This is a genomic window from Enterobacter cloacae complex sp. SHL020, from assembly GCF_049236945.1.
GTDB classification, from domain to species: domain Bacteria; phylum Pseudomonadota; class Gammaproteobacteria; order Enterobacterales; family Enterobacteriaceae; genus Enterobacter; species Enterobacter dykesii.
This window is the reverse complement of the sequence record NZ_JBMKJF010000004.1, coordinates 68,387-90,353: the sequence shown is the minus strand read 5'-3', so window position 1 is coordinate 90,353 and position 21,967 is coordinate 68,387. Positions and strand designations below refer to the sequence as shown.

Genomic DNA, 21,967 nt, shown 5'->3' with positions numbered 1-21,967 from the left:
TTTTGTTATCAATCTCACAACATGGCGGTAGGGATGCCCCCGCCATTACAAAGGGGCGAGGGAGAAAAAACCACACCGATCCGTCCCCTCTCCCGGTGGGAGAGGGTTAGGGTGAGGGGAAAAAGAAAAATGAAATGAAAATTTCGTTAAGACGGAAAAACTCAATACTGGCGGGCTTTTTTCACCTGCGCCTGGGTTTGCTCAGCGGCCTCACGCACGGCAGACGACGCCGCCACCTGCGCATCACCGGTTCGCCACCACGAGGCGTAATCGTGGGTCATGGTCTTCGGCAGCACCTTGATGTCCAGCAGCGTCGGGCCGGGATGCGCCCGCGACGCCTCAAGCGCCGCCAGCAGGCTTTGCTCATCGTTCACCCGCCACGCGCGGCAGCCGTAGCTCTCCGCATTTTGCGCGAAGTCGACCGTCACCAGCGGACCGTCAAGCCGTCCGGTTTTCGGGTTGCGGTGGCGGTTTTCCGTGCCAAAGCTGCCCATACCGTGCCCCATCTGCAGGTTGTTAATGCAGCCGAAGCTGGCGTTATCAAACAGCAGAACGGTGACCTTAATCCCCTCCTGTACCGCGGTTTGCAGCTCGGAGTGCAGCATCATGTAGGAGCCATCCCCCACCATGGCGTACACCGGCAGTTCGGGTCTGGCGAGCTTCGCGCCGAGGGCCGCCGCAATCTCGTAGCCCATGCAGGAGTAGCCGTACTCCAGGTGATAGCTGTCCGGCGTTTTGACCTGCCAGAGGCGCTGTAAATCCCCCGGCAGCGAACCGGCCGCGCCCACCACGATGGCGTTATCTTCAATATGCTGGTTGATCAGCCCCAGCACCCGCGTCTGGGTCAGGCGGGTGTTGAGCACCTCGCCGTATTCCGCCAGCTGCGCATCCAGGTGCCCCGCCACTTCGGGCGCGTCGTCAGGGCGCCACTGGCGATCCCACAGGCGGCGGCACTCCTCGCGCCAGACGGACTTCGCCTGAGCGATCGCCTCTCCCCAGCCGCTGCGGTAATCCCCAAGCGCGTGGGTCAATGCCTGGAGCCCGGTTTGGGCATCGGCAATCAGCGCGGTGGCGTCCAGCTTCAGGGCGTCAAACTCGGCCACGTTCAGGAGCAGGAATTCGACGTCCGGATGGGAAAAGAGCGCCTTGGAGCCGGTGGTAAAGTCGGTCAGGCGCGTGCCGATGCCAATCACTAAATCGGCCTGCGGCGCGAGCTGGTTGGCGGCCATTCCGCCCGTCACCCCAACGCCGCCCAGGTTAAGTGGGTGGTCACTTACCAGCGCTCCCTTTCCGGCCTGGGTTTCGGCAAACGGCAGCCGCAGCGTCTCGACAAATTCGCGAAACGCCTCATGCGCGCCGGAATAGCGCACGCCGCCGCCGCACACCACCAGCGGATGACGCTTGCGGGCGATCAGCGCCCGCGCCTGCGCCAGACGCTGCGGATCGGGCGGACGGCGTTCGATGTGGTGCACGCGACGCGCGAAGAAGCTCAGCGGGTAGTCCCAGGCCTCTCCCTGCACGTCCTGCGGCAGGCAGATGGTCACCGCTCCGGTATCTGCGGGGTCAGTAAGCGTTCGCATCGCGCTTAACATCGCGCTCATCAGCTGCTCGGGGCGGTTGATGCGGTCCCAGTAGCGGGAGACCGGACGGAAGCAGTCGTTGGTGCTGATGCTGAGGTCGTGATACTGCTCGATCTGCTGCAGCACCGGGTCCGGCTGGCGGCTGGCATAGATATCTCCCGGCAGCAGCAGCAGCGGGATGCGGTTCGCCGTGGCCGTCGCCGCCGCCGTGACCATATTGGCGGCGCCCGGCCCGACCGAGGAGGTAACGGCAAAAATACGCTGGCGGCGGTGCTGTTTGGCGAATCCCGTCGCCATATGGGCAATCCCCTGCTCGTTACAGCCCTGCATTACCTGCAAATGGCCGGGGTCCTGCTCCAGCGCCTGGCCGATACCCAGCACGTTGCCGTGCCCAAAGATGGTGGCCACGCCCTCCACGAAGGGCGTTTCGTTGCCGTCCACGCTGACGTACTGTTGATTAAGGAACCGGACCAGCGCCTGGGCCATGGTCATACGTTCGGTTTGCATAAAACCTCCTGTCAGCCCAGCGTTGGCATAGAGAACGCAGCGCCTGTCTCCTGCTGCATTTCCGGCCAGCGCGCGGTGATGGTTTTCATTCGGGTGTAGAAGCGCACGCCGTCGTTGCCGTGCACGTTGAGCGCGCCAAAGATGGAACGCTTCCAGCCGCCGAAGCTGTGGAACGCCATCGGCACCGGGATCGGCACGTTGACCCCCACCATGCCCGCCTGCACCTCTTCGCAGAATCGGCGCGCGCAGCCGCCGTCGCGGGTGAAGATCGCCGAGCCATTACCATATTCATGGCGGTTAATCAGATCCACCGCGCTGGCGTAATCTGCTACGCGCACCACAGAAAGCACGGGGCCAAAAATCTCTTCTTTATAGATGGTCATTTCAGGAGTGACGTTATCGAACAGCGTCGGGCCGACGAAGTAGCCCTGCTCGTGGCCCTTCACGCTGAAGCCGCGACCGTCCACGCGAAGTTTCGCTCCCTGCGCTTCCCCGCTGTCGATGTAGCCCAGCACCTTGCTGCGATGCGCGGAGGAGATGAGCGGCCCCATTTCGTTTTCCGGCGTCTGGTCCAGACCCGGCCCGACGCGCAGCGCGGCAATCTGTTTTTCGAGCCGGGCGCAGAGGTCATCGGCGGTTTTATCTCCCACCGCCAGCACTACCGAGAGCGCCATGCAGCGCTCGCCCGCCGCGCCGTAGGCCGCGCCCATGATGGCGTTGGTCGCCATCTCCATGTCGGCATCCGGCATTAAAATGCAGTGGTTTTTCGCGCCGCCCAGCGCCTGACAGCGCTTACCGTGGGCAGACGCGGTCTGGTAAATGTATTCCGCAATCGGCGTGGAGCCGACAAAGCTCACCGCCTGCACGCGCGGGTCGGTCAGGAGTACGTCAACGGACTCCTTATCGCCCTGCACCACGTTGAACACGCCGTCCGGCAGGCCGGCCTCTTTCAGCAGCTGCGCCAGCGCGAGCGCCAGAGAAGGATCTTTTTCCGACGGTTTCAGCACGAAGGTGTTGCCGGTCGCCAGCGCAATCGGGAACATCCACATCGGTACCATCGCCGGGAAGTTAAACGGCGTGATCCCGGCGCAGACGCCGAGCGGCTGCATCAGCGAGTGGCTGTCGACGCCCGTGCCGACGTTCGCAGAGTGTTCACCCTTTTGCAGATGCGGGATGCCGCAGGCAAATTCTACTACTTCCAGGCCGCGGGTCAGTTCGCCCACCGCGTCGGAGAAGACCTTGCCGTGCTCTTCGCTGATGATGCGGGCCAGGCGCTCCATGTTCTCCTCCAGCAGCGCCTTGAAGCGAAACATCACGCGCGCGCGCTTCAGCGGAGCATGGCGCGCCCACGCCGGAAACGCCTGCTGCGCGGCGGCAATCGCCTGCTCCGTTTCCTGTGCCGTACTCATCACCACCTGGCGGATCTGCTCGCCGGTGGCCGGGTTGAAGATCGCCTGAACGCGCTGGCCTGAACCGGTGACACATTCGCCGTGAATAAAATTCGCTACCGTCTCCATCCTTAACCTCTCGCTGTTGATACGTGACTGTTACCTGAATACCGTGTACTGAACACTATATATGAAACAAATATTCCATTTTAAGTTGAAATAAAATAAATGATGATTATTGTGATCAAGGATGGATTTTTATGTTAACAGCCAGCACCACTGACGCCGCGTGCGCTATTAAGGGATTTCGGGCGAGGAAATGACTGAAGCTTCTGTTTCATTTTTGCTGCCATATGGATGGCCGACATTTAAAAGACGCGGTTTTGCGTTTAGAATCATATGACTGTATTTGGGGGATAAGATGACGACAGCAACCAGCCTGAACGAACTGCAGCAGCAAATCCGCGATCGCTACGATAGCCTGAGCAAGAGGCTGCAGCAGGTTTCCCGCTACGTGCTGGACAACACCAACAGCGTGGCCTTCGATACGGTTGCCGTCATTGCCGAGCGCGCCGACGTGCCGCCGTCGACGCTGATCCGCTTTGCCAACGCCTTTGACTTCACCGGCTTCAACGAAATGAAACAGCTGTTTCGCATGAACCTGGTTGAAGAGACCGCCAGCTACAGCGACCGCGCCCGGCTGTTTCGCGAAATGGAGAGCGAGGCCGTGCCGGAAACGCCGCTCGATATCCTGCAGGAGTTTGCCCGCTCGAACGCGCAGGCGCTCCAGCAGCTGGCCGCGCGCGCCGAACCGGAGATGCTGGAGCGCGCGGTACAGCTATTGGCCGACGCCGACACCATCTACATCGCCGGACTGCGCCGCTCCTTTAGCGTCGCCGCGTACCTTACCTATGCCCTGAGCCATCTGGAGTGCCGCCCTATCCTGCTCGACGGTATGGGCGGGATGCTGCGCGAGCAGATCAGCCGCATTAAGGCGCGCGACATTGTGGTGTCGATAAGCTTCTCGCCGTACGCGGAAGAGACGGTGATGGTCAGCGAAACCGCCGCCAGCGTTGGCGCGCGGCAGATTGTGATTACGGACAGTCAGATAAGCCCGCTGGCGACGTTCAGCGATCTCTGCTTTGTGGTGAAAGAGGCGCAGGTGGACGCGTTTCGGTCTCAGTCGGCGACACTATGCCTGGTGCAGTCGCTGGTGGTGGCGCTGGCGTATCGGTTAGGGGAAGGGAAGTAAGGCAATAAAAAACCCCCTGCACAGGCAGAGGGTTTGGGTGTTAATTCAGAGGGGATTATTCCCACTCAATCGTAGCCGGTGGCTTACCGCTGATGTCATACACCACGCGGGAAATACCGTTTACTTCGTTGATGATGCGGTTAGACACGCGGCCCAGGAAGTCGTACGGCAGGTGCGCCCAGTGCGCGGTCATAAAATCGATGGTTTCCACCGCACGCAGGGAAACAACCCAGTCGTACTTGCGGCCATCGCCCATTACGCCGACAGAGCGAACCGGCAGGAACACGGTGAACGCCTGGCTCACTTTGTTGTACAAGTCAGCTTTGTGCAGCTCTTCGATGAAGATAGCGTCCGCGCGACGCAGCAGGTCGCAGTACTCTTTCTTCACTTCGCCCAGCACGCGCACGCCCAGACCCGGACCCGGGAACGGGTGACGGTAGAGCATGTCGTACGGCAGACCCAGTTCCAGACCGATCTTACGCACTTCGTCTTTAAACAGCTCGCGCAGCGGCTCAACCAGGCCCATCTTCATCTCTTTCGGCAGGCCGCCCACGTTGTGGTGAGATTTGATGACGTGTGCTTTACCGGTTGCAGAGGCCGCGGATTCGATCACGTCAGGGTAGATGGTACCCTGCGCCAGCCACTTCACGTCTTCCAGCTTCAGCGCTTCTTCGTCGAACACTTCCACGAACACGCGGCCGATGATTTTACGTTTCGCTTCCGGATCGTTCTCGCCTTTCAGCGCGTCCAGGAAGCGCTGTTCGCCTTCCACGTGGACAATGTTCAGACCGAAGTGGTCGCCAAACATGTCCATAACCTGCTGGGCTTCGTTCAGACGCAGCAGACCGTTGTCCACGAAGACGCAGGTCAGATTTTTGCCAATGGCGCGGTGCAGCAGCATCGCGGTCACGGAGGAGTCAACGCCGCCTGAGAGGCCGAGAATTACCTTGTCATCGCCAACCTGCTGGCGGATACGCTCAACGGCGTCGTCGATGATTTTTGCCGGGGTCCACAGGGCTTCACACTGGCAGATGTCGCGCACGAAGCGCTCCAGCATGCGCATACCCTGACGGGTGTGGGTCACTTCCGGGTGGAACTGCACGCCGTAGAAGCGTTTTTCTTCGTTCGCCATGATGGCAAACGGGCAGCTTTCGGTGCTGGCAACGGTCACGAAGTCAGACGGGATGGCGGTAACTTTGTCGCCGTGGCTCATCCACACGTCCAGCAGCGGTTTGCCGTCTGCGGTCAGGGAGTCTTCGATACCGCGCACCAGCGCGCTGTCGGTGACGACTTCTACCTGTGCGTAGCCAAACTCGCGCTCGTTAGAGCCTTCCACGTGGCCGCCCAGCTGCATTGCCATGGTCTGCATGCCGTAGCAAACGCCGAATACCGGCACGCCAGCTTCGAACACGTACTGCGGCGCGCGCGGGCTGTTCTCTTCGGTGGTACTTTCCGGGCCGCCGGACAGGATGATGCCGCTTGGATTGAATTCGCGAATCTGTGCTTCCGTGACATCCCACGCCCACAGCTCACAGTAAACGCCCAGTTCACGTACGCGACGCGCCACCAGCTGAGTGTACTGAGAACCGAAGTCCAGGATGAGAATGCGATGTTTATGAATGTTTTCCGTCATTGACGCTAATTCCGAGGCAAGTGAAACAAAAACAGAGCGCCCGGCAGAAGCCGGGCGCGGAAACTTATCAGGAGCCCAGACGGTAGTTCGGGGACTCTTTGGTGATCGTCACGTCGTGAACGTGGCTCTCCTGGATACCCGCACCGCTGATGCGTACGAATTCCGCTTTAGTACGCAGCAGGTCGATGGTACCACAGCCGGTCAGACCCATACAGGAGCGCAGGCCGCCCATCTGCTGGTGAATGATCTCTTTCAGACGGCCTTTATAGGCAACGCGACCTTCGATACCTTCCGGCACCAGTTTGTCAGCAGCGTTATCGGTCTGGAAGTAACGGTCAGAGGAACCTTTAGACATCGCGCCCAGGGAGCCCATGCCGCGGTAAGATTTGTAAGAACGACCCTGGTAGAGTTCGATTTCACCCGGGGATTCTTCGGTACCGGCCAGCATGGAGCCTACCATCACGGCAGCGGCGCCCGCGGCGATCGCTTTGGCGATGTCGCCTGAGAAGCGGATACCGCCGTCAGCGATAACCGGAATACCGGTGCCTTCCAGCGCTTCAACCGCGTCAGATACCGCGGTGATCTGAGGTACACCCACGCCGGTGACGATACGGGTAGTACAGATGGAGCCAGGGCCGATACCCACTTTCACCGCGCTGCAGCCAGCGTCGGCCAGCGCGCGAGCGCCTGCGCCAGTGGCCACGTTACCGCCGATGATCTGCAGGTCAGGGTATTTGGCACGGGTATCACGAATACGCTGCAGAACGCCTTCGGAGTGGCCGTGAGAGGAGTCAATCAGCAGGACGTCAACGCCCGCAGCGACCAGCGCGTCAACGCGCTCTTCGTTACCGGCACCTGCGCCAACCGCAGCGCCGACGCGCAGACGGCCATGCTCGTCTTTACAGGCGTTAGGCTTACGTTCTGCTTTCTGGAAATCTTTAACGGTGATCATGCCGCGCAGGTGGAAGCTGCTGTCAACAACCAGCGCTTTTTCAACGCGTTTTTCGTGCATTTTTGCCAGTACCACGTCGCGGGTTTCGCCTTCGCGAACGGTGACCAGACGCTCTTTTGGCGTCATGTACACGCTGACAGGCTGGTTCAGGTCAGTCACGAAACGCACGTCACGACCGGTGATGATACCCACCAGTTCGTTCTCTTCGGTCACAACCGGGTAACCGGCAAAGCCGTTACGTTCGGTCAGGGCTTTCACTTCGTGCAGCGTTGTGGTTGGCAGAACGGTCTGTGGGTCAGACACGATACCGGATTCATGTTTCTTCACGCGGCGAACTTCTTCCGCCTGACGTTCGATAGACATGTTTTTGTGAATAAAGCCAATGCCACCTTCCTGTGCCAGGGCTATAGCCAGGCGCGCTTCAGTCACGGTGTCCATTGCCGCAGAGAGCATAGGAATGTTCAGGCGAATGGTTTTAGTCAACTGCGTGCTGAGATCGGCAGTATTCGGCAGAACAGTGGAGTGAGCGGGAACGAGGAGGACGTCGTCAAACGTCAGTGCTTCTTTAGCGATACGTAGCATGGGCAATATCTCTGACCTGGGTGGTTAAATATTGCCGTGGCATTATACAGAGCGTAACCGATTGCATCTACACTTTTTTATAAAAAAGCTTGCGATTGCCTCTCAGCAGGTTACTATCGACTGAATAACTTGCTGATTTAGAATTTGATCCCGCTCACATGTTATCCTCTCAATCCCCCTCAATTTATACCGTCAGCCGCCTGAATCAGACGGTGCGTTTGCTGCTTGAGCAGGAAATGGGGCAGGTCTGGATCAGCGGTGAGATCTCTAACTTCACGCAGCCGTCCTCCGGTCACTGGTACTTTACCCTAAAAGACGACACCGCCCAGGTGCGCTGCGCGATGTTCCGCAACAGCAACCGTCGCGTGACGTTTCGTCCTCAGCACGGCCAGCAGGTTCTGGTTCGCGCCAATATCACCCTTTATGAGCCGCGCGGCGATTATCAGATTATCGTCGAGAGCATGCAGCCCGCGGGCGAAGGCCTGCTGCAGCAGAAGTATGAACAGCTAAAAGCCAGGCTCTCTGCCGAAGGGCTGTTCGACCAGCAGTTCAAAAAACCGCTGCCCTCCCCCGCCCACTGCGTTGGGGTCATCACCTCGAAAACCGGTGCGGCACTGCACGATATTTTGCACGTGCTGAAGCGTCGCGACCCTTCCCTGCCCGTCATCATCTACCCGACCGCCGTTCAGGGTGACGATGCGCCGGGCCAGATAGTTCGCGCCATTGAGCTGGCGAACGTGCGTCAGGAGTGTGACGTCTTAATCGTCGGACGCGGCGGCGGCTCGCTGGAAGATCTGTGGAGCTTTAACGACGAGCGCGTGGCGCGGGCAATCTTTGCAAGTATTATCCCCGTGGTGAGCGCCGTCGGCCACGAAACGGACGTAACAATTGCGGATTTCGTCGCGGATCTGCGTGCGCCTACCCCGTCCGCGGCGGCGGAAGTGGTCAGCCGCAACCAGCTGGAGCTGCTGCGTCAGATTCAGAACGTACAGCAGCGTCTTGAGATGGCGATGGACTACTTTTTTGCCAACCGTACCCGCCGCTTTACCCAGCTTCATCATCGTCTTCAGCAGCAGCATCCGCAGCTGCGTCTGGCGCGCCAGCAGACCGTGCTGGATCGTCTGCGTCAGCGCATGAACGTTGCGGTGGACGCGCAGCTTAAGCGCGCGGTATCGCGCCAGCAGCGCGTGACGCAGCGCCTGAACCAGCAGAACCCGCAGCCGAAAATTTATCGCGCGCAAACGCGGATCCAGCAGCTGGAGTATCGTCTGGCGGAAACTATCCGGGCGCGGCTGAGCACCACCCGCGAACGTTTTGGCAATGCGGTGACCCATCTTGAAGCGGTCAGCCCCCTCTCCACGCTGGCGCGCGGCTATAGCGTGACGACGGCGACGGACGGCAAAGTGCTGAAGCAGACCAAACAGGTGAATACCGGCGATGTGCTGACGACGCGTCTTTCAGACGGCTGGGTTGAAAGCGAAGTGAAATCAATTAAACCGGTGAAAAAGACGCGTCAGCGTAAAACCGGATAATTCTTCGCCGGTTACTTACTATACTGCTGCTATTCCCTTTTTTAATAAGGAGAGCAGCATGCCCCATCTTCATAGCGTTATTCCCCCTTATATTCTTCGTCGTATTATCGAAAGCGGTTCCGAGCCGCAGCAGCGCTGCGCCCGTCAGACCTTAACCCACGTCCAGACGCTGATGGCCCACATGCCGGGCAAACCCGCCGCGCCGCACGTGAATAAAGCCGGGCAGCTGGAGCGCGATATTTACGACGCGAAGCAAACCCAGGAGCTGCCGGGTACGCAGGTGCGTTACGAAGGCCAGCCGTCGAACGGCGATGTGGCGGTGGATGAAGCCTATAATTATTTAGGTATTACCCATGATTTCTTCTGGAAAGAATATCAGCGTGATTCGCTCGATAATAAAGGGCTTATTTTGACCGGCACCGTGCATTACGGTCGGGAATATCAGAACGCCTTCTGGAACGGTCAGCAGATGGTATTTGGCGACGGCGACGGGGAAATATTTAACCGCTTTACCATCGCCATCGACGTGGTGGCGCACGAGCTGAGCCACGGCGTGACCGAGACCGAAGCCGGGCTTATCTATTTTGAGCAGTCGGGCGCGCTGAACGAGTCTCTGTCGGACGTGTTTGGCTCGCTGGTCAAACAGTACCATCTGAAGCAAACCGCCGATAAAGCTGACTGGCTCATTGGTGAAGGGCTACTGGCGAAAGGGATTAACGGCAAAGGGCTGCGCTCAATGTCTGAACCCGGCACCGCCTATGACGATCCTCTGCTCGGCAAAGACCCGCAGCCTGCGCACATGAAAGATTTCATTAAAACGCGCGAGGATAACGGCGGCGTGCATCTGAACTCCGGCATCCCCAACCGGGCATTTTATCTGGCCGCGACGGCGATCGGCGGCTACGCCTGGGAAAAAGCGGGTTATGCCTGGTACGACACGGTTTGCGATCGCAATCTGGCGCAGGATGCGGATTTTGAGGCCTTCGCAAAATTGACGATCGCGCACGGAGAGAAACGCTCCGGCGGTGACGTTGGAGCGGCCATTAAACAAGCCTGGGAACAGGTGGGAGTGTTGTAAATGCAGGTTCCGGAACTGACGGATGACGCCGTGGTTGAGCTGGCCCGGGAAGGCGGCGTCGCTTTTATCCCCAGGCTGAGCGGACAGCGCACCATCGCGCTCTCCTCGCTCAATGAAGCCCAGCGCCAGCGACTGGTGAGCATCCTGGAGCAGGCTTTTCCGCGCGGTCAGCCGCCGGGGCAAGCCTCTTCACCCGGCAGCGGCGACCAGCGCTATTTCCGCATCCAGATTATCTGGACCGGGCAAAATCAGGCGCACTACGCCGATATCATCGTGCTGGTACCCGAGCAGGAAGCCCCCGAGTCGCTGGTCGAGCTGTGGCAGAAAGGCGAAGGCTGCGTGTGCGATTAACCTTCGGCCCGAACAAACTCCACGCGTTTTTTAGAGATAAGACCGTGGCCGTTCTGGCAGAAATAGTCCACCGCACCGCAGGCTTTTAATACCTGGAGTGGCTGATGGCACTCCGGGCAGCGGGCTACAAGCGCAATATCTTTATTACAGCTGTCGCAGTGCGCTACGCCGTTCTGGGGCTCCAGCGGTGCCTGGCATTCCGGGCAGGTAATCGACATATTCTCTCCTGTTGGGTTTTACCGGGGCAGGATAACTGCCCCGGTAGGCTGAACATTATCAGGCTTCAGCTGCCGGTTTAGTCTGCGCATTTTCCAGCATGCGGCGCACCGGAACAATAAGGACGATCAGTACCGCGGCACAGATCAGCAGCGCGATGGAGCAGCGCGCGAAGAGATCCGGCAGCATATCCAACTGGTCGGCCTTCACGTGGCCGCCGATCAGGCCCGCTGCCAGGTTACCCAGCGCGCTGGCGCAGAACCACAGCCCCATCATCTGGCCGCGCATTCTTTCCGGCGCAAGCAGCGTCATGGTCGCCAGGCCAATCGGACTCAGGCACAGTTCGCCGAGCGTCAGCATCAGGATGCTGCCCACCAGCCAGAACGGCGACACGCCCGCTCCGCCGCTGCTCAGCACGTTCTGTGCCGCCAGCATCATCAGGCCAAAGCCCGCCGCCGCGCACAAAATACCAATAACGAACTTGGTGATGCTGCTCGGACGAATGTTCATGCTCGCAAGCTTCGGCCATGCCCAGCTAAACACCGGTGCCAGCAGAATGATAAACAGGGCGTTGATTGACTGGAACCACACCGCCGGGATTTCGAAATCACCAATCATGCGGTTAGTGTAGTCGTTGGCAAACAGGTTGAATGAGGTTGGCTTCTGTTCGAACGCGGACCAGAAGAACGCCGCGGAGATCAGCAGAATAAAGCAGACCAGCAGCCTGGCGCGCTCTTTACGGTTCAGCCCCGCAAAGACAAACAGATAAATAAAGTAGAGGGCAACGGATGCCGCAATTACATAGACCAGCACGCTGGCTACCGCGACCGGGTTAATCACAATCACGCCCTGCGCAATCAGCGTCACGATCGTTGCTACGCCTGCCGCCAGCGCCAGCAGCCAAACGCCCACGCCGTTACGCTTCACCACCGGGCTGTTCCAGGTGGAGTCGAGGCCGACTTCGCCGTCATAGCGTTTCATCGCCGGAACGGCAAACACGCGGAAGATAATCAGCGCCACCAGCATCCCGATGCCGCCAATACCAAAGCCCCAGTGCCAGCCGTGGGTTTTAATCAGCCAGCCGGAAATCAGCGGCGCGATGAACGAGCCCATGTTGATACCCATATAGAACAGCGAGAAACCGCCGTCACGACGCGCGTCGCCTTTTTTATACAGGGTGCCGACCATCACTGAGATACAGGTTTTGAACAGCCCGGAGCCAAGCACGATGAACATCAGGCCGATAAAGAACAGGTTGTTCCCCATTACCGCAGAGAGCGCGATCGACAGGTGGCCGAGCGCAATCAGGATCGAACCGTACCAGACGGCTCTCTGCTGGCCGAGCCAGTTATCCGCCAGCCAGCCGCCAGGCAGCGCGGCCAGGTACATGGTACCGGCAAAGATACCGACAATCGCCGAGGCGTTTTCACGCGCCAGGCCCATCCCGCCGTCATAGACGGTGGCGGCCATAAACAGGATCAGTAACGGACGAATGCCGTAAAACGAGAAACGCTCCCACATCTCGGTGAAGAACAGGGAACCGAGCGGATACGGATGGCCGAAGAACGTTCGGCTCTCTTTTTGATTAACAGTGGATTGCATAATTCTCCCGAAAGGTATGTCGTCGTGCTTGTAAACACCAGCAGGTACGCCGGCCAGTTACGTATCTGGCCGATTTTTTACATGCGGCGAAAAGTTAGTTAACCATTTGATAACCAGGCGCTAGTTTTGTCTAGTACCGGACCCTGGACTTTAAGATGAAAATTCGACGATTGTCTACTTTCTTAGATTTAAACTTGGTTAAAAGTGAATAGTGATTGACTTCACACAGAGAAAACCGGCGGTATGATTGGGCAAAAAAAAGCCCGCGATAAACGCGGGCTTTCGTGAAGCAGGTAAAGCTTATTTGCTTTTCTTAATGTGCTTAATCAAGCGCTTACGCTTACGCATCTGGTTTGGCGTCAGGGTGTTGCGCTTGTTGGCAAACGGGTTTTCCCCTTCCTTGAACTGGATACGGATAGGCGTGCCCATCACGTCCAGCGATTTACGGAAATAGTTCATCAGATAGCGCTTGTAGGAATCCGGCAGGTCTTTCACCTGGTTGCCGTGAATTACTACGATTGGCGGGTTGTAACCACCGGCGTGAGCATATTTCAGCTTCACGCGACGGCCGCGCACCAGCGGCGGCTGATGGTCTTCTGCAGCCATATTCATGATGCGGGTCAGCATCGCGGTGCTCTGACGACGGGTGGAGCTGTCGTACGCTTCACGCACGGATTCGAACAGGTTACCCACGCCGCTGCCGTGCAGCGCAGAGATGAAGTGCACGCGGGCAAAGTCGATAAAGCCCAGACGGAAGTCGAGGGTCTCTTTCACCTGCTCGCGCACTTCATTGCTCAGGCCATCCCACTTGTTGACCACGATAACCAGTGAGCGCCCACTATTGAGGATAAAGCCGAGCAGAGAGAGGTCCTGATCGGAGATACCTTCGCGTGCGTCGATGACCAGCAGCACCACGTTGGCATCTTCGATCGCCTGCAGAGTTTTGATAACGGAGAATTTTTCCACCACATCGGTGATTTTCCCGCGCTTACGCACCCCGGCGGTGTCGATGAGGACATACTCACGCTCATCGCGCTGCATAGGAATGTAGATACTGTCACGGGTGGTGCCCGGCATGTCGTAAACGACCACGCGCTCTTCACCCAGAATACGGTTAGTAAGTGTAGACTTACCTACGTTTGGACGACCCACGATGGCCAGCTTGATCGGCAGGTCCTGCGGGTTGAAGTCGTCTTCAGGCTCTTCTTCGCCCTCTTCTCCGTCTTCGAACTGCGCCCAGTATTCAGCGTCTTCGTCTACTTCTTCCGGCGGGTTTACTTCGTCCACCCACGGCAGCAGAACGGTTTCCAGCAGGCTGGTGACGCCACGGCCATGCGATGCCGCAATCGGGTAGATCTCACCCAGGCCCAGAGACCAGAAATCCGCGACGGCCTGATCGGCATCGATGCCGTCAGTTTTGTTCGCCACCAGGAAGGTCGGCTTTTCGCGTGAACGCAGGTGTTTGGCAATAGCGGAGTCCGCCGGCATCAGGCCAGCGCGCGCATCCACCATAAACAGCACCACATCCGCTTCTTCAATCGCCAGCAGCGACTGTTCCGCCATGCGGGTTTCAACGCCGTCTTCTGTGCCGTCAATACCACCGGTATCGATGCAGATGAACTCACGTCCTTCCACCTCTGCACGACCGTACTTACGGTCACGCGTCAGCCCCGGGAAATCCGCAACCAGCGCATCACGGGTGCGTGTTAAACGGTTAAAAAGAGTGGATTTTCCAACGTTAGGGCGCCCGACAAGCGCGACCACAGGTACCATGTTTGAAGCCTCATAAAATTCAAAATAACGTCGCTTTTGCGGCGTTTTTAAAAATGTCAAAACGGCTCCTGAGTGAACAGGAGCCGTTTAGTATACTACAACCGCCGGGTAATTAACGCGTGATCGCGTACAGCGTGCCGTCTTTTGCCTGAATCAGCAGTTTGCCGTCGGCCACAACCGGATCGGTCAGGAAACCAGAGCTGTCGACTTTTTGCTGTGCAACAAAGCGGCCGTTATCCGGATCGATCCAGTGCATATACCCTTCGCTGTCGCCAACCACCAGGCTACCGTTGTACAGTGCCGGAGCAGTCAGCAGACGGTGCAGCAGATCGCTTTGCGTCCACAGCGTCACGCCGCCTTCGGTGCTCAGAGCCAGCAGACGGTCGTTCTGATCGACCATATAGATGCGGTTGCCCTCAACGATGAAATCGTTCACAGAGCCCAGCTCACGTTTCCACATGATCTGGCCGCTGCGCAGATCCAGCGCGGTCAGGTTGCCGTTATAGGCCAGCGCGTAAACCACACCGTTAACGATGACTGGCGTTGTGTCTACGTCGCTCAGACGGTCAATTTCCGTTGAGCCAGTAGCCTGAGAGATACGCTGCTGCCAGATCATCTGGCCCTGCTGCATCAGCACTGCGCTCACGCGACCGTTGTCACCGCCCACAATGGCAGCACCAAATGCGGTAGCCGGTGCGGATTCGCCGCGCAGAGAGAGCGCAGGCATATCCAGGTTAACGGTCCATTTCACCAGACCGTCAGCTTCATTCAGCGCCTGCAGCTGGCCGTTACTGGTATGAATCAGCACCAGGCCGTCGCTCACCACCGGACGAGACAGGGATTCACCCGCTACGGTTGTTTGCCAGGCAATAGAACCGTCGCTGCTGTTCAGCGCATAAACCTGCGCTTTTTCGCTGCCCACGTAAACATGGCCACCGGCAACGGTCAGACCGCCAGAGAGCAGTGCAGGTTTACGGGAGAACCAGCCGTCTTTTTCCGCCAGGTTAACGGACCATACCTCTTTCCCGTCATCGGCGTTCACCGCTTTCACGGTACCTTTGCGGTCAGCGGCATAGACAACGCTGTCTGCATATGCAGGATGAAGGTTGGAATAGAAATCACCAATCCCATTGCCCACGGATACATCCCACGCGGTGGATGGGGTAAACTGGTTTTCAACCGTCGGCAGTGGGGACATTTTCACAACGTCTTCTTCGCCACTGAACAGTGAACAACCACTCAATAACGTAACAGAAAGCAGTCCTGGCAGAAGTAATTTACGCAATTGCATCGGGTCCCTCTCAGACGGACAAATTATTTATTTTCATCTGCATCATTTCGCTCAGCGCAGGTGAAGCATTGCTCTCTACGCCAGCTTGCCACGCTTTACGCGCGCCCGCTTTGTCACCTTTGCTCAGCAGTGCTTCACCGCGCAGATCGGCAACGATGGCAGCAAAACCTTCGCCTTTGATGGTATCGAGCGTTTTCAGCGCATCGTCAGCTTTTTTCTGCTGAACCTGAATACGTGCCAGGCGCAGATTGATCACCGCTTTCAGGTTCTCATCGCTGGCCGCAGCAAGGCTCTGCGAGAGCTGTGCAGCGGCTTTATCCAGTTCGTTCTTATCAACGTACTGCTGAGCCACTTCCAGCGCAGCCAGTGCACCGTAGGTGTTTTTGTTGTCAGCCGCAAATTTTTCTGCCGCCGTCAGCGTTTGAGGCTGATCGGCACGAATTGCGCTCACGGTATTTTCATAGGACAGGGACGCGCCGCGCGCGGAATCTGCCTGATGATTGTTCCAGTAACGCCAGCCCACCAGCGCACCGATACCTAAAACAACCCCAACAACCAGCGCTTTGCCGTTTTCAACAAAGAAGCGCTTAATCGCGTCGACCTGATCGTGTTCGTTCTCGTAAATTTCCACGCAGTCCTTCTCCTTAGCCCAATAGAGTGCGCAAGTGCGCCGCAACGCCGTCCTGCGTTACCGTTGTCTGCTCACCAGAGCGCAGGTCTTTCACCACCACTTCGCCGTTAGCCACTTCGGACTCGCCCAGCACCAGTGCAATACTTGCGCCCCACTTATCGGCACGAGCAAACTGTTTTTTAAAGTTGCCGCCGCCATGGTTGGTCATCAGCTTAACGCCCGGCAGCGCATCGCGCACGCGTTCGGCAAGCTGCATCGCCGCAGACTGCGTTTCCGCGCCTGAAGCCACCAGGTATATATCGACAACGGAATCTGCTTTAAATTCCGGATTAACTGCCTGAACCAGCAAAACAAGTCGCTCAAGGCCCATCGCGAAGCCAACAGCAGGGGCTGCACGACCGCCAAGCTGCTCAACCAGACCGTCATAACGGCCGCCCGCACATACGGTGCCCTGAGAACCGAGGCTGGTGGTCACCCACTCAAACACGGTACGGTTGTAGTAGTCCAGACCGCGCACCAGGCGCTGATTCACGGTATAGGCGATGCCTGCCGCTTCAAGCAGCTTGCACAGGCCCGCGAAGTGTTCGCGAGATTCTTCATCCAGGTAGTCACCCAGCGCAGGCGCATCGTTCAGCAGTGCCTGAACATCCACGTTTTTGGAATCCAGAACGCGCAGCGGGTTACTGTACATGCGACGTTTGCAGTCTTCGTCCAGCTTCTCTTTATGCTGTTCCAGGAACGCCACCAGCGCATCGCGGTAGTTAGCGCGTGCTTCCAGAGAACCGATAGAGTTCAGCTCAAGGGAAACGTGATCGGCGATACCGAGGGCGCGCCACCAGCGGGCGGTCAGCATAATCAGTTCGGCGTCAATGTCCGGGCCCTGCAGGCCAAAGACTTCCACACCCAGCTGATTGAACTGGCGATAACGACCTTTCTGAGGACGTTCGTGGCGGAACATCGGGCCGATATACCACAGGCGCTGCTCCTGATTGTACAGAAGACCATGTTCGATGCCGGCGCGTACGCAGCCCGCCGTACCTTCCGGACGCAGAGTCAGGCTGTCGCCGTTGCGGTCCTCAAAGGTGTACATCTCTTTTTCAACCACGTCGGTGACTTCACCAATCGCGCGTTTGAATAACGGGGTCTGCTCTACAATCGGCAAACGGATTTCGCTGTAACCGTAGCTGCCGAGCACCTGCTTCAGTGTGCCTTCAATGCGCTGCCAGATGGCGGTTTCGCCAGGCAGATAATCGTTCATGCCGCGGATGGCTTGAATGTTTTTTGCCACGTTTATTCTCTTTCTATATACAAAAAAAACCCAAAGAATGGGTTCAATCATACATGGGAAGCGGCATGCTTCCCATCACGTTATTTTTCAACCTGCTGAACGCTGATACGCTGTGTTTCGTCCATCATGGCGGCTTTGGCGCGGATGCGGGCTTCAAGCTGGTCGATCATGTCGCTATTATCCAGACGATCTTTACGAACGCCATCTTCATAGAGACCACTTTTCTTGTTACCGCCGGTTACGCCCAGGGTTGACACCAGTGCTTCACCAGGACCGTTTACCACGCAGCCGATGATGGAGACGTCCATCGGGGTGATAATGTCCTCCAGACGCTGCTCCAGGGCATTCACCGTCCCGATCACATCAAACTCCTGACGCGAGCAGGTTGGGCAGGCAATGAAGTTGATCCCACGTGCGCGGATGCGCAGTGACTTCAGAATATCGAAACCAACTTTGATCTCTTCGACCGGATCGGCCGCCAGCGAGACGCGCAGGGTGTCACCGATCCCTTCAGAGAGCAGCAGCCCCAGACCGATCGCGGATTTTACAGAGCCGCTGCGCAGGCCGCCCGCTTCGGTGATCCCGAGGTGCAGAGGCTGGTCGATCTGCTTTGCCAGCAGGCGATAAGATTCAACCGCGAGAAATACGTCTGACGCTTTTACGCTGACTTTGAACTGGTCAAAGTTAAGACGATCCAGATGATCCACATGGCGCATCGCGGATTCGAGCAGCGCCTGTGGCGTCGGCTCGCCGTATTTTTCCTGCAGGTCTTTTTCCAGGGAACCGGCGTTAACGCCGATACGGATAGGAATATTTTTATCGCGGGCGCAGTCCACGACCATGCGAATGCGCTCTTCGTTACCGATGTTGCCCGGGTTAATACGCAGGCAATCGACGCCGTATTCGGCCACTTTCAGTGCGATGCGGTAGTCGAAGTGGATATCAGCCACCAGCGGAACGCTGACCTGCTGTTTGATCAGTTTGAACGCCTCTGCGGCATCCATGGTCGGGACGGAGACGCGCACAATGTCCGCGCCTACACGTTCTAATGCTTTGATTTGATTGACCGTCGCTTCCACATCAGTGGTGCGCGTATTGGTCATCGACTGAACGGCGATAGGTGCCCCATCGCCGATTGGCACATTCCCAACGTAAATCCGTTTCGATTTTCTACGTTGAATCGGAGCCTGGTTATGCATGAAAAATCTCCCGCGTTGCCCGTCTGTTACTGTGCTGCTGATTGTTCGGCATTAACGGTAAGACGTGCAACCTGGTTAGTTCTGATAAAGCGGCTCAGGTCGACAGGTTTTCCTTGATACTGGATCTGTACCGCTGCCGGAGCGCCGATTTTAAGTTTATAGGGAGCCTGGCCGGTTAGGTTTAACGTGCCATCTTTACGCTGTAGGCCGCTGAACAGTTTTTTACCTGTCGCGTCAGTCACTTCCAGCCAGCAGTCGGCGCTGAAGTTCATCACCAGCGCGTTGGGATCGGCTGCTGTCGCTGTACCCGCCGGGCTGGTTGGCAGAGTCGCTGCGCTATTGTCTGCAGGCTGAGTAGCCGCAGGCGCGTTCGCCGCAGTATCAACATTCGCCTGAGAAGGGGCAACAACCGCGTTTTGATCCTGAGCCTGCGGCGCAGCGGTGTTAGCCGTTGCTGCCGGAGCCTGTGCTGCATCGGTCGCCGACGCGTCTGGCGCTGCGGTCTGTGGCTCGCTGGAGGAAGCTGCGCCGTCGGTATTCAGCGGCACGCTCTGACCGTTCTCACTTCCGGCCTGGTTGAGTTCGGCGGAGGATTGATCGGCCATAGTGGTAATCTCTTCCTGCTGGGCCTTGTGGTTTTGCCACCACCATGCGCCGGTCAGACCGATCACCACAAACAGCACCAGCCAGGTAAAGCTCATCAGCCAGCCATCGCGTTTTTTACGACGTTTCCCCAGAGAGAAAGTCTGCATCGGCGCAACTTTTGCTGCACGGACCGGTGCCTGCTTCTCCATCATTGGCAGTAATTCGTTTTCGGGGATATGGACCAGTTTTGCGTAAGAGCGGATATAACCGCGCAAGAACGTTGAAGCCAGATCGGCAGGTGCCTTATCTTCTTCAATATCGCGAACCGTGGAAACCTTCAGGCACAAGCGTTCCGCAACGGCTTGCTGGCTGAGTCCGAGTTGTTCACGGGCGTTGCGAAGACGAACGCCAGTGGAAAGTGCTTCATGTTGGTCGTGAGTGGCTTCAGTATTCATTCGCTACAACTACTGGTACGTGAAAAATAAGGGTTCAGGTGCCGGTGAGTCACAATGCCACCCGCACCGCGAAACTTCTGGTCAGTTAACCTTGAACAGAGAGTATAAGACTGTCAGCCCGGAGATGACAGTACAGCCCTGCCCGTACGGCTAAACTGTTGTTACGTCGTTACATACTGCCCGAAAGTCGGATGAAACGCACCGTAATTATTGTTCAGTCATCACGAATCTGACTGATTATTCAGTAAGAGTATGCTTCACGGCGCAGATGATGCGCCGTGAGTGCATAATAATCAAACAGCTTTAACCGCGATCGTCTCGCCCTGCATGCGTTTACGCAGGGTACGTTTGGTACGGTCAATGACATCACCTGCCAGCTGTCCGCATGCTGCATCAATGTCATCACCACGGGTTTTACGCACGATGGTGGTGAAACCATACTCCATCAGCACCTTGGAGAAACGGTCGATACGACTGTTCGAGCTACGGCCATACGGCGCGCCCGGGAACGGGTTCCATGGGATCAGGTTGATTTTGCATGGCGTATCTTTCAGCAGTTCAGCCAGCTGATGTGCATGTTCGGTACCGTCGTTGACGTGGTCCAGCATTACGTACTCGATGGTGACGCGGCCCTGGTTGGCGTTGGATTTCTCCAGATAGCGACGCACCGCAGCGAGGAAGGTTTCGATATTGTACTTTTTATTGATCGGCACAATTTCGTCACGAATTTCGTCGTTTGGCGCGTGCAGGGAGATCGCCAGCGCAACGTCAATCATGTCGCCAAGCTTGTCCAGCGCAGGCACAACGCCAGAGGTAGACAGCGTGACGCGACGCTTGGACAGACCAAAGCCGAAGTCATCCAGCATGATTTCCATCGCCGGAACGACGTTGGTCAGGTTCAGCAGCGGCTCACCCATCCCCATCATCACCACGTTAGTGATAGGACGCGTGCCGGTTACTTTTGCCGCGCCCACGATTTTCGCGGCACGCCAGACCTGGCCGATAATTTCTGACACCCGCAGGTTACGGTTAAAGCCTTGCTGCGCGGTAGAGCAGAATTTGCACTCCAGCGCACAGCCTACCTGAGAGGAGACACACAGCGTGGCGCGGTCTTCTTCCGGGATGTAGACGGTCTCAACGCGCTGATCGCCGACCGCAATCGCCCATTTGATGGTGCCATCCGCTGAGCGCTGCTCTTCCACCACTTCCGGTGCGCGGATTTCAGCCACTTCTTTGAGCTTGTTGCGCAGGACCTTGTTGATGTCAGTCATGTCATCAAAATTGTCGCTGCAGTAATGGTACATCCACTTCATGACCTGATCGGCACGAAACGGCTTTTCGCCCATCTCTTTAAAGAACTCGCGCATCTGCTGACGGTTCAGATCCAGCAGGTTGATTTTTCCATTTTTATTGGGAACCGCAGGAATGGCGACTTCGGAGGTATTCACTAATTCAGACATAATATTATCCGGCCTCGTTGTTACACGTTATGGCCCATGGAGGGTTGAATAGAAACGCCCCGGAAAGCGGTCTGCTCGTCCGGGGCGTTGCATTGTACAAAGTCTGGCGCAGGGATGCCACGTCTGGACGCGGCATTTACGAAAATAATGTGTAAACGAAACCGTTAAATTAACGGGTACGTGGACACACTTCGCCTTCTGCGAAGAAGAAAGCGATTTCGCGTGCAGCAGATTCAACAGAGTCAGAACCGTGGGTGCCGTTCTCGGTGAAGCTGTCAGCGTAGTCAGCGCGCAGAGTACCAGCCAGCGCGTTGTCCGGGTTGGTTGCGCCCAGCAGGTCACGGTGACGCTGTACTGCGTTTTCGCCTTCCAGTACGGATACCACGATTGGACCGGAAGTCATGAACTCAACCAGGCCGTCAAAGAATGGGCGACCTTCGTGCTCAGCGTAGAAACCGCGAGCCTGCTCAACGGTCAGGTGCAGCATTTTGGTGCCAACAATTTTGAACCCTGCAGATTCAAAGCGAGCGAAGATGCTGCCAATAACGTTTTTTGCCACCGCGTTTGGTTTGATGATGGAAAAAGTACGTTCAATAGCCATGATAACCTCTG

General features: G+C 57.4%; 18 protein-coding genes. 4 read left to right on the top strand and 14 right to left on the bottom strand.

Going from position 1 to position 21,967, the window contains the following annotated elements; all coding sequences use genetic code 11:
* Positions 1-161: 161 nt before the first annotated feature.
* The gene (iolD, locus tag ACOTZB_RS11980) at positions 162-2,087 is read right to left on the bottom strand and encodes a 3D-(3,5/4)-trihydroxycyclohexane-1,2-dione acylhydrolase (decyclizing) (protein WP_421627229.1); all 1,926 of its coding nucleotides are present in this window, start codon (positions 2,085-2,087) and stop codon (positions 162-164) included.
* A gap of 11 nt (positions 2,088-2,098) precedes the next feature.
* Complete coding sequence (locus ACOTZB_RS11975) at positions 2,099-3,604, bottom strand: CoA-acylating methylmalonate-semialdehyde dehydrogenase (protein WP_421627228.1); 1,506 nt, start codon at positions 3,602-3,604, stop codon at positions 2,099-2,101.
* Positions 3,605-3,896: 292 nt separating this feature from the next.
* On the opposite strand from ACOTZB_RS11975, the gene ACOTZB_RS11970 reads away from it, so the two are divergent.
* Positions 3,897-4,727 carry a MurR/RpiR family transcriptional regulator gene (locus ACOTZB_RS11970; RefSeq protein ID WP_008502123.1) on the top strand — a complete coding sequence of 277 codons (831 nt, stop codon included), beginning with the start codon at positions 3,897-3,899 and terminating at the stop codon, positions 4,725-4,727.
* 55 nt (positions 4,728-4,782) lie between these two features.
* Here the strand turns inward: ACOTZB_RS11970 and guaA are convergent, their stop codons facing one another.
* Both guaA and guaB read right to left on the bottom strand, forming a co-directional pair.
* Positions 4,783-6,360, bottom strand: a complete 1,578-nt coding sequence (gene guaA / locus ACOTZB_RS11965) for a glutamine-hydrolyzing GMP synthase (protein ID WP_006811514.1) — start codon at positions 6,358-6,360, stop codon at positions 4,783-4,785.
* 67 nt (positions 6,361-6,427) lie between these two features.
* Positions 6,428-7,894 (bottom strand): IMP dehydrogenase, encoded by a 1,467-nt coding sequence (gene guaB, locus ACOTZB_RS11960; RefSeq protein WP_023333022.1) that lies wholly within the window; start codon positions 7,892-7,894, stop codon positions 6,428-6,430.
* Between the two features lie 158 nt (positions 7,895-8,052).
* On the opposite strand from guaB, the gene xseA reads away from it, so the two are divergent.
* The 3 genes from xseA to ACOTZB_RS11945 are packed head-to-tail and all read left to right on the top strand — an operon-like array spanning position 8,053 to position 10,855.
* Entirely contained in the window at positions 8,053-9,426 is a 1,374-nt protein-coding gene (gene xseA / locus ACOTZB_RS11955) for an exodeoxyribonuclease VII large subunit (RefSeq protein WP_421627227.1), read from the top strand.
* A gap of 58 nt (positions 9,427-9,484) precedes the next feature.
* Positions 9,485-10,504, top strand: a complete 1,020-nt coding sequence (locus tag ACOTZB_RS11950) for a M4 family metallopeptidase (RefSeq protein ID WP_063408285.1) — start codon at positions 9,485-9,487, stop codon at positions 10,502-10,504.
* Positions 10,505-10,855, top strand: coding sequence for a protealysin inhibitor emfourin (locus tag ACOTZB_RS11945; RefSeq protein ID WP_126329984.1), 351 nt, complete (start codon positions 10,505-10,507; stop codon positions 10,853-10,855).
* On the opposite strand, the gene ACOTZB_RS11940 is transcribed toward ACOTZB_RS11945, so the two are convergent.
* The 10 genes from ACOTZB_RS11940 to ndk all read right to left on the bottom strand — a co-directional run bounded on the left by ACOTZB_RS11940 (position 10,852) and on the right by ndk (position 21,956).
* A complete protein-coding gene (locus ACOTZB_RS11940) occupies positions 10,852-11,073 on the bottom strand; it encodes a zinc ribbon domain-containing protein (RefSeq protein ID WP_033146199.1) in 222 nt (73 codons plus the stop codon). The genes ACOTZB_RS11945 and ACOTZB_RS11940 overlap by 4 nt on opposite strands.
* Positions 11,074-11,131: 58 nt before the next feature.
* Positions 11,132-12,673, bottom strand: a complete 1,542-nt coding sequence (locus tag ACOTZB_RS11935) for a peptide MFS transporter (protein ID WP_368525416.1) — start codon at positions 12,671-12,673, stop codon at positions 11,132-11,134.
* Positions 12,674-12,973: 300 nt separating this feature from the next.
* Positions 12,974-14,446: a ribosome biogenesis GTPase Der gene (der, locus tag ACOTZB_RS11930; protein ID WP_023308811.1), complete on the bottom strand. Its 1,473-nt coding sequence runs from the start codon at positions 14,444-14,446 to the stop codon at positions 12,974-12,976.
* A gap of 112 nt (positions 14,447-14,558) precedes the next feature.
* On the bottom strand, positions 14,559-15,737 hold the full coding sequence (bamB, locus tag ACOTZB_RS11925) for an outer membrane protein assembly factor BamB (RefSeq protein ID WP_008502135.1): 1,179 nt from the start codon (positions 15,735-15,737) through the stop codon (positions 14,559-14,561).
* A 10-nt stretch (positions 15,738-15,747) separates the two neighbouring features.
* Positions 15,748-16,368: a YfgM family protein gene (locus ACOTZB_RS11920; protein ID WP_039263736.1), complete on the bottom strand. Its 621-nt coding sequence runs from the start codon at positions 16,366-16,368 to the stop codon at positions 15,748-15,750.
* A gap of 13 nt (positions 16,369-16,381) precedes the next feature.
* Complete coding sequence (hisS, locus tag ACOTZB_RS11915; protein ID WP_421627226.1) at positions 16,382-17,656, bottom strand: histidine--tRNA ligase; 1,275 nt, start codon at positions 17,654-17,656, stop codon at positions 16,382-16,384.
* Positions 17,657-17,736: 80 nt separating this feature from the next.
* The gene (gene ispG, locus ACOTZB_RS11910; protein ID WP_023308814.1) at positions 17,737-18,855 is read right to left on the bottom strand and encodes a flavodoxin-dependent (E)-4-hydroxy-3-methylbut-2-enyl-diphosphate synthase; all 1,119 of its coding nucleotides are present in this window, start codon (positions 18,853-18,855) and stop codon (positions 17,737-17,739) included.
* Positions 18,856-18,881: 26 nt separating this feature from the next.
* Positions 18,882-19,895 carry a cytoskeleton protein RodZ gene (rodZ, locus tag ACOTZB_RS11905; RefSeq protein ID WP_126329994.1) on the bottom strand — a complete coding sequence of 338 codons (1,014 nt, stop codon included), beginning with the start codon at positions 19,893-19,895 and terminating at the stop codon, positions 18,882-18,884.
* A 293-nt stretch (positions 19,896-20,188) separates the two neighbouring features.
* Complete coding sequence (locus ACOTZB_RS11900; RefSeq protein ID WP_014171168.1) at positions 20,189-21,355, bottom strand: bifunctional tRNA (adenosine(37)-C2)-methyltransferase TrmG/ribosomal RNA large subunit methyltransferase RlmN; 1,167 nt, start codon at positions 21,353-21,355, stop codon at positions 20,189-20,191.
* Between the two features lie 169 nt (positions 21,356-21,524).
* Complete coding sequence (ndk, locus tag ACOTZB_RS11895; RefSeq protein ID WP_003860625.1) at positions 21,525-21,956, bottom strand: nucleoside-diphosphate kinase; 432 nt, start codon at positions 21,954-21,956, stop codon at positions 21,525-21,527.
* Between the last annotated feature and the right edge of the window lie 11 nt (positions 21,957-21,967).